The organism is Paenibacillus sp. IITD108 (genome assembly GCF_036541265.1).
Taxonomy (GTDB): domain Bacteria; phylum Bacillota; class Bacilli; order Paenibacillales; family Paenibacillaceae; genus Pristimantibacillus.
Genome location: NZ_JAZHCT010000069.1, coordinates 1 through 7,555, shown reverse-complemented (window position 1 = coordinate 7,555; position 7,555 = coordinate 1). Strand labels below are relative to the sequence as shown.

Below are 7,555 nucleotides of genomic sequence, written 5' to 3'. Positions count from 1 at the left end.
TGTGTCCCGTTGATTCTGCTTCCCCGGTATACTGAAATGCCTCACTGAACTCACTTCGGACTGCTGCCGGACCGAGGACCGAATGGCCCGAAGCGAATATTGTGTTAGCAGAAGTTCCCGACTTCCTGAAATACTCTCGAATGCTTCATTAAATTTGTTCTTAAATCCGTTCTTTCATCTGTTCTTAAATTGCCAAATATACAACACTTAAATAAATTCATTAATCCGTATAGGTTTGTTCTATGTCCATTAACATCAATGTTTGTATCTCTTGGAAATTTTAGTTTTTTCAAAGTATTTATTACAAGGTCTTTAACCTCAATTTCATTAGTATCGTAAACTTCAATATCAAGATTTCCCGTACCTCTCCCACCTTTCCCTTGAAGTACCTCTTCAATCGCATCTTCAATAACATCTTTCGGTACTTCGACTTTTGAATGAAAGTAGATAAAGATAAAAGATATCCATTTACTAATCCCCTGAATACAATGCTAGTTTCATTTGAAGCTCATCCGTTATCTTGTTTTTGATGCTATCATACGTCCATTCCCCTTAGATAGCTCTTATCTTAGGGGAATGGATGTGTCCACAGCCTATACTTCTTGCAATCCCTTCTGCGGACCGAGATCCGAATGGATCAATGCGTGAATATGGTGTTAGCTGATGCCGATGCCTTCTTGAGATACATTCAATAAATCTTATATATTTCTTTGAACTTCTTTAATTATTGGTACTGAAATTGATACAACATCCACGACATGATTAAGACAAGTGATGCCATAATGCTTAAATGGACCTGGATAATCCTCAGAAGCAAATGTTCCTCCTTTAATAAAGTCAAGGTATCTGGATTTACTATAAATTCTAAAGATCTTTCCTTCAAATTCCTCATAATCATCCCAATTTGTGAAACTTTCATTTCTAATTGAATATCCAACATAAGTTTCAAAATCCAATTGTAATAAAGGTAATGTTTCATCTATATCAATCGAATATGAATCTTTAATTTCTATTTCTCCAATTGTTATCGTTTCAGGAGTATCACTTGTTCTACTTCGACTGAAAAGTAATCTAAGAGTGTTCTCTTCAGGCTCATATATCTGTTTGAAATATATAACCTTTAAATTAATCAAGTCAGTATATTCCAAATTATTCACTTCCTTTTAATGAACTTTATCGTACTTGCATCGGTTTCAGATAACGTTCCCGCATTTACGACGCGACCCGGCCTTAGATAGCTCTTATCTTAGGCCGGGTCGTGTGTTGTCTGAGCTTCTTCTTTGATGATACATCTGACAACCAGGGGGCATAAGCCCCGCAGCGTGAATGTAGTATTATGCGATTGTGCTGTCCTCTTCGAAATACTTACAGGTTATTCAAACTGGCTTAGATGTATTATGGTCAATCCTTGAAATATAACTGCCCCCATAATTAATGATTCTTAAATAAATCCTCATTAGTAAATCTTGATACTCAAAATAGATAGACCTGATTTCCTCGTTTGTTTTAAATGGAATACTTCCTGTATGAAATAATGGATTTCTAACTCCATCTCGAAGCTCCCCGTCTTGGAGTACCTTTGGAATGAATCTCATTAATTTATTTATAGCTCCTAATTTCTGCTGAATGTTTTCCAGTTTTTCTATATCTACTCCACTATAGAGTAGATATTTTGTTAATAGTTGTTCATAAGCAATTATTAAGGTTGCAAGTTTTAACTCTATAAATCGTTGTTGATATAACTCAACTATCAAATGGGTAAATCTAACAAGATCCAACTCTTCTTTTAATTCTACATATTTCATAAATGATTTTTCAAATATAAGTTTAATTCCTGAGCTAATTCGTAGATTATCAATTAATATGTTCCCATGATATTTTGAAACCATCTTATTTGCTATTTCAATCATCACTACTTCGTCATTCGATTCATATTCAATAACATGACAAAAGTTATGATTCAGTGTTAATGTACTTAGAAAAAATGATATATTGGTTAACAAATTATTTATATCTTCAATTGACTCGTCGTTATTTATTTCTACAGAAAGGGATGACATAATAGCAGAAGGAATCCTGCCAGATTTAATAAGATTCTTAACTACAGTAGAGCTTTCAAGCAGTTTGAATTCTAACTGTCTATTTTGAATGTGAATTGTAAATTTATCCCTTAAGAAGCTACCACCGTAATTGGTAGACTCGAGTCCAAGAAAATGAAAGTTTGAAATATATGCTCTAACTGATTTAATAGCTTCGAAATGTTTCTGTAAAAAGATTTGTTCAAATGAGCAAATGAATGTCGTTTGATTATCAACTAATGAAAAAGCTGTAGAACTAATATCAATATCATCACATTTTATAGTCCATTGATCATCACTTGATCTACCTTCTAATCTATATTTCTTATCACTCATGTAATTTACATAGAAGCCCCCAAAATCACTGACCATTTCTGTTTCTATAATTAAGTATTTATTACCTGTAATGTCAACAGACAAAGCCCAGTTTACTGGACGTGTGCTATCACCGTGTAATGTACCTTGGCCATTTATATTCTTTATGATTGAATAATCAAACAAATCACCGGACGTCGATCTAAAATATTCATCGCTTATCAACTTATTCACTCCGCTCTTACAGCACTTTCGCATAACGTCTGTGCATTCTCGAACCCCACCGGCTTAGATAGCTCTTATCTTAGCCGGTGCGGGTTATCGCCTAAATCCTCTTCACCGTAATGGCTCCTGGCGATCGAGGGCAGCAGCCCGATGCGTGAATGTGGTGTTATATGATGCCTCGGGCCTCTTCGTATTATCTTTCAAAGAATATCTTTACCATCTTTTTCGGAGCTACTATTCCCCATGCGCTCCGTATCAATTTCTTCACTTCATCTTTACTTGCTGTTTCAAGGTTTATGTGCATATAATTCATGTTTTTAAAAGATTCGGGAATTATAAAAGTCTTTGGATCTGTTGTTGTATACATCTCTCTTTCTTCTTTAGTTGTTTTAACTGTTATAGTTTTCATATCGCTCTGTATGACTATAAATATCTTGTTATTAATTCGAAAAGAGGGTTTTCCCCAGTGTGTCACTTCCTCAGTTCCTGGTAAAGATAAAGCAATTTGGCGCACTTCACTTACAAACATCATTGATTCACCTCCGCACTTTCTCGAGGTTTCATATAACGTTTTGTATTCACGACGTCCATTCCCCTTAGGTAGCTCTTATCTTAGGGGAATGAATGTGGCCGCAGCTTATACTTCTTGATTCTTCTACTGTGGACCAAGGAGCGATAGCGACACAGCGTGAATACGGTGTTATAGGATGTCAGCGTTTTCTTTGAAACACTTCATCATTTATTTTCTTGAAGTATTTGTTCCACTCGTTTTAATGTTTCTTCATCCATTTCATTGAAAACAAGATTTATGCCTTTTATTATATTTTTCACTTTTGAGGAATGGATTAAATCATTCTTATAATAGATCTCAATTGATTCATTTAATGTTTTAGTTGTTATCTCTTCAATTTTATTTTTGTCTTTAGGAACGATATAAAAACCTCGCCTTCCACCATCAAGCAGCGAAATCACCTTTAAGTCATCTAGTTCCAGATCAGTCATCAAGATATCACCGACATTATTCTTGAAATATAAATATGGCTGATTATTGGCAAATTGGCAGCCAGATAAAGTCATGATAAGAACAACTATTAAAAGAACTGCAGAACTTCGATCTGGTCTTCTCAAATGTATCCCTGCTTTACTGAGTATTTAATGTTTTTTTAATTATTGCTCTTACGCTGAGTTCCTATAACGTTCAGATATTCACGACGTTCATTCCCCTTAGATAGCTCTTATCTTAGGGGAATGAACGTGTCCGCAGCCTCTACTTCCTGAAACACTTCTGCGGACCGAGAGCCGAATGGCTCGATGCGTGAATATGGTGTTAGCTGATGCCCTCTCATCATTGAATTTCCTTTCAAGCATTAATTAATCATTTTACTACTTTTACTTATTTTTCTTTGTTTTAGAGTCTTTTCTTGTTTCAATTATTTTAATTATTCTTTCAAATAATACTGCGAGAATTGACGCTACAAAAACAATAATGATTGATTCCTTAATATCTTGCAGGTCATAATCATTCCAATTAGTAATTAAGTTATACAAACCATATACGATGATTATTGGAGTTAAAACTCTAAGTAATATTGGTAGAATTCCTGAAATTAAGTTATTGAATCTTTCAAATTTTTTTATTGTTTTTAATGTAATTAATAATGTTGGAATAAGAATTATTATTATTAAAATCATATTCCACCTTCCTATTCCTTTCTTTTCAAGAGGGTTTCAGCTAACGTTCAGATACTCACGACGTCCATTCCCCTTAGATAACTCATATTTTATGTGTCCGCAGCCTATGCTGCCTTAACTCACTTCTGCGGACCGAGATTCGATAGAATTGATGCGTGAATATGGTGTTAGATGAAGAAATTGCCTCCTTGAGTTACTCAAATAAAGTCTTAAATTCATCTTCTAAATCACTGGATACTAGATCATAATTCCCTCTAAAGAATATATTTGTTACAGGATAAACTTTTTTTGACTCTATATATTTTTTCAATATTAAATATCCACTTATCGGAAAATCATGACGGCACCATGTTTTCCGATATCCTACAAAACCATGCTTCTTCAATAAACTCCCTGATGCGATAACTACAGATCGAATAAATTCTTCCAAATCACAAATTGTATCCATATTAACTCTAACCGTACTCTGATCTTTATTAAATAGATCACTATAAGAGATAATCTTGACCATTAAATCTTTATTATTTACTCGTTTCAAATACCAAATATCTCCGCCGGGTTCTTCATTCCATTCAAAAGTAACTTCATCTTTCAATTCATCGTCTGCAATGCATCCTGGAGTAATACTAACTAGTCCATTTATTAAATCTATTAATGGCTCGGAAATATAACTAGGATTACAATATGTATTTTGATTGTTTATTTCGATTTCTACTTCAGCCCAGCCAATGCCTGAAAGTTGATAATCAAACTTCATTGAAATCACCTTCAATATATATTTTTGCAATTATTTCATCTAATGTTCAGATATTCACTACGTCCATTCCCCTTATCTTAGGGGAATGGACGTGTCCTCAACCTACACTTACTGAAAAAACTTCTGTGGGCCGAGATCCGAAAGGATCGATGCGTGAATATTGTGTTATGTGAAGTACCTGACATCTTGGAATATCAATCAAAAATCTTAATTAATTCATTTACGAGTTCATTTAAATAGGTTTGATCTGATTCAATGTTGAAAGTTAATTCGTTGTCTTTATCGTGTCTCTCTCTAAATGTTCCCTTTACTTCTATATACCCTCTGGTTTTATACTCAATAATTAATTCTAATGTCCCTTCATAATTAATTAATTTCGCTACTCCCTTACATCTTTTATGTGCCTCTATTAATCCTATATAGAATAATCTAATATCTTCAATTGATATCCAAAGAACACCTGAAACTGAATAATTACCACTTTTGATCTCTATTCCTGCAGTGTCAATTGTCTCATAGTAGAGCTTCTCTTCAGAATTTCTTATTTCAGAGTAAAGTGTTAATGTTATCAAGCCTTCATCACACTTAATGATTTGAATGGTTTTCATTTCACTAATCCTCGTTATTATTTAATTATTTTGGATTTCAGGTATTTCACATAATGTTATTATATTCACTACGTCTATCCCCCTTAGATAGCTCTTATCTTAGGGGGATGGATGTGTCCGGTAACTCCTGCTTCCCCGAAATCCATCTGCCGAACCGAGGGCCGAATGGCTCGATGCGTGAATATTGTGTTATATGGCGGAACTCTGAGTTACCTGCATTATTAATGTTTTGTATTTATTACATCCTCAATTGATAATCCTTCAGGAGATTCATCTGTAAATTCATTACTAGGATCATAGTTCTCATTTTTCCATCTATTAAGCATTTCATTCTCAACAATAGTAATTGGTAGCAATCTTAGAAAGTCAGAATTCATTTCCTTAATTATTTGTTTTCCTTCGATAATCGTTTCAACTTTAGGAATAATTATTGAAATTGGCTCTAAACTCCACAAATTATGATGATGTTCATACTTTTCATATAATCTTATAAATACTGAATAATTTTCATCAATATCCTCAATAATTTCATCAACCAGCCTATAATACATAGTATCAGTTATTTCAAAATCAAAATCAGGAAATTCCCTCTCTAATCTCATGATTTTCAGAAGTTTTCTTTGTTCTTTAAACCATTTGTTCTCCTGATAAATTACGACATAATCAATATTCATATTAGAATTATCAGACATTTCATTGATTTGACCTAGTGTACTTGGTATTCCCTCTTGTTTCATGTTTAATATCTTATAAGAGTCTTGGTTACGTTCATGCCCCCAGACTTTGTCTGATTTCATAATTGTTTTGTTAATTTCAATATTTACAATAAATAAAATCAGAACAATAAAAATTGCAATCACAATAGAAGTTTTTAATTTATTCACTTACTAATCACATCTTTCTTCGTTCTGTCATCTAACGTTCGTTCAGATATTCACGACGTCTTTTCCCCTTAGATAGCTCTTATCCTAGGGAAACAGATGTGTCCGCGTATTTACTCTACGGACCGAGATCCGAAAGGATCGACGCGTAAATATGATGTTTGTTATATGAAGTCTGTGGCATCTTAGAGCTACTCGATCTGAACTATTTTTTATTAGTATATTCAATTACATCTTCAATTTTGTTTGTACTTAGTATTACTTTCCGTGACTTCATTCTCAATATACAGTACGTTCAGTTAGGTGTTTTGTTTTATTTTGCCCAGGGAAAAGCCATTTTGATGGATTCTCTTGGATGCGATACTGCCTGACCATTGCAAATGCTGCTTCTGAAAGTAAGGTAAAGCGATCTTTTCTGCCTTTTCCTTGTCTTATTCGGATCGTTTTAGCTTCTTGATCAAAATCCTGCAACTGGAGACGTATCACTTCGCTTACTCGCAAGCCTGATGAATAAGTAAGGTATAGTAATGTTTTGTGCTTTATGTTTTGTAGGGATTCTAGGATGTTTTTTACTTCATGAAGGGTTAATACGTTGGGCAGTTTTTTTTCTTTTTTGGGACGAATGTATGAAGGAGCAGTTTGTTGGTTCAGTACTTTCCCGTAATAAAATTTGATTGCACTAATGGCTTGATTGACGTAGGAATGAGACAGCTTTTTATTAAGTAAAGTTAGAGTATAAAATTGAATAGTTAGGTTTTGACTGTTTTTCTCATTCTTGCGATTTGACTTATGTCCAAGCTTGTTCTCACCCTTATAGCTATCCTCCAAGGAGTCAGTACTTTCGTTTTCGTCGTTACAACCATACTGATTTGAATTAATTTCACGCTTACTTATAAACAAAAAATAACGTTCAACATGGCTGCTATACGTCTTTATTGTTTTTATGCTATATCCGCGAATTTGCAAAGCTTCCTTTAATTTTTGTTTATATTCGCTATT

General features: G+C 33.8%; 9 protein-coding genes. All 9 read right to left on the bottom strand.

The genetic code is table 11. From position 1 onward, the window contains the following. Window positions 1-698 precede the first annotated feature (698 nt). Window positions 699-1,148: a hypothetical protein gene (locus V1L65_RS28450; protein ID WP_331702732.1), complete on the bottom strand. Its 450-nt coding sequence runs from the start codon at window positions 1,146-1,148 to the stop codon at window positions 699-701. 228 nt (window positions 1,149-1,376) lie between these two features. Then, on the bottom strand, window positions 1,377-2,627 hold the full coding sequence (locus V1L65_RS28445; protein WP_331702731.1) for a hypothetical protein: 1,251 nt from the start codon (window positions 2,625-2,627) through the stop codon (window positions 1,377-1,379). A gap of 184 nt (window positions 2,628-2,811) precedes the next feature. After that, on the bottom strand, window positions 2,812-3,150 hold the full coding sequence (locus tag V1L65_RS28440) for an MmcQ/YjbR family DNA-binding protein (RefSeq protein WP_331702730.1): 339 nt from the start codon (window positions 3,148-3,150) through the stop codon (window positions 2,812-2,814). A gap of 203 nt (window positions 3,151-3,353) precedes the next feature. Beyond that, entirely contained in the window at window positions 3,354-3,746 is a 393-nt protein-coding gene (locus V1L65_RS28435; RefSeq protein WP_331702729.1) for a hypothetical protein, read from the bottom strand. A 261-nt stretch (window positions 3,747-4,007) separates the two neighbouring features. Next, on the bottom strand, window positions 4,008-4,310 hold the full coding sequence (locus tag V1L65_RS28430; RefSeq protein WP_331702728.1) for a hypothetical protein: 303 nt from the start codon (window positions 4,308-4,310) through the stop codon (window positions 4,008-4,010). A 193-nt stretch (window positions 4,311-4,503) separates the two neighbouring features. Then, the gene (locus V1L65_RS28425; protein WP_331702727.1) at window positions 4,504-5,067 is read right to left on the bottom strand and encodes a hypothetical protein; all 564 of its coding nucleotides are present in this window, start codon (window positions 5,065-5,067) and stop codon (window positions 4,504-4,506) included. A gap of 194 nt (window positions 5,068-5,261) precedes the next feature. After that, on the bottom strand, window positions 5,262-5,675 hold the full coding sequence (locus V1L65_RS28420; protein WP_331702726.1) for a WapI family immunity protein: 414 nt from the start codon (window positions 5,673-5,675) through the stop codon (window positions 5,262-5,264). Between the two features lie 221 nt (window positions 5,676-5,896). After that, window positions 5,897-6,559 carry a hypothetical protein gene (locus V1L65_RS28415; protein WP_331702725.1) on the bottom strand — a complete coding sequence of 221 codons (663 nt, stop codon included), beginning with the start codon at window positions 6,557-6,559 and terminating at the stop codon, window positions 5,897-5,899. 276 nt (window positions 6,560-6,835) lie between these two features. Beyond that, window positions 6,836-7,555, bottom strand: a 720-nt coding sequence (locus V1L65_RS28410) for a tyrosine-type recombinase/integrase (protein ID WP_331702724.1), incomplete at its 5' end; no start/stop codon positions are given.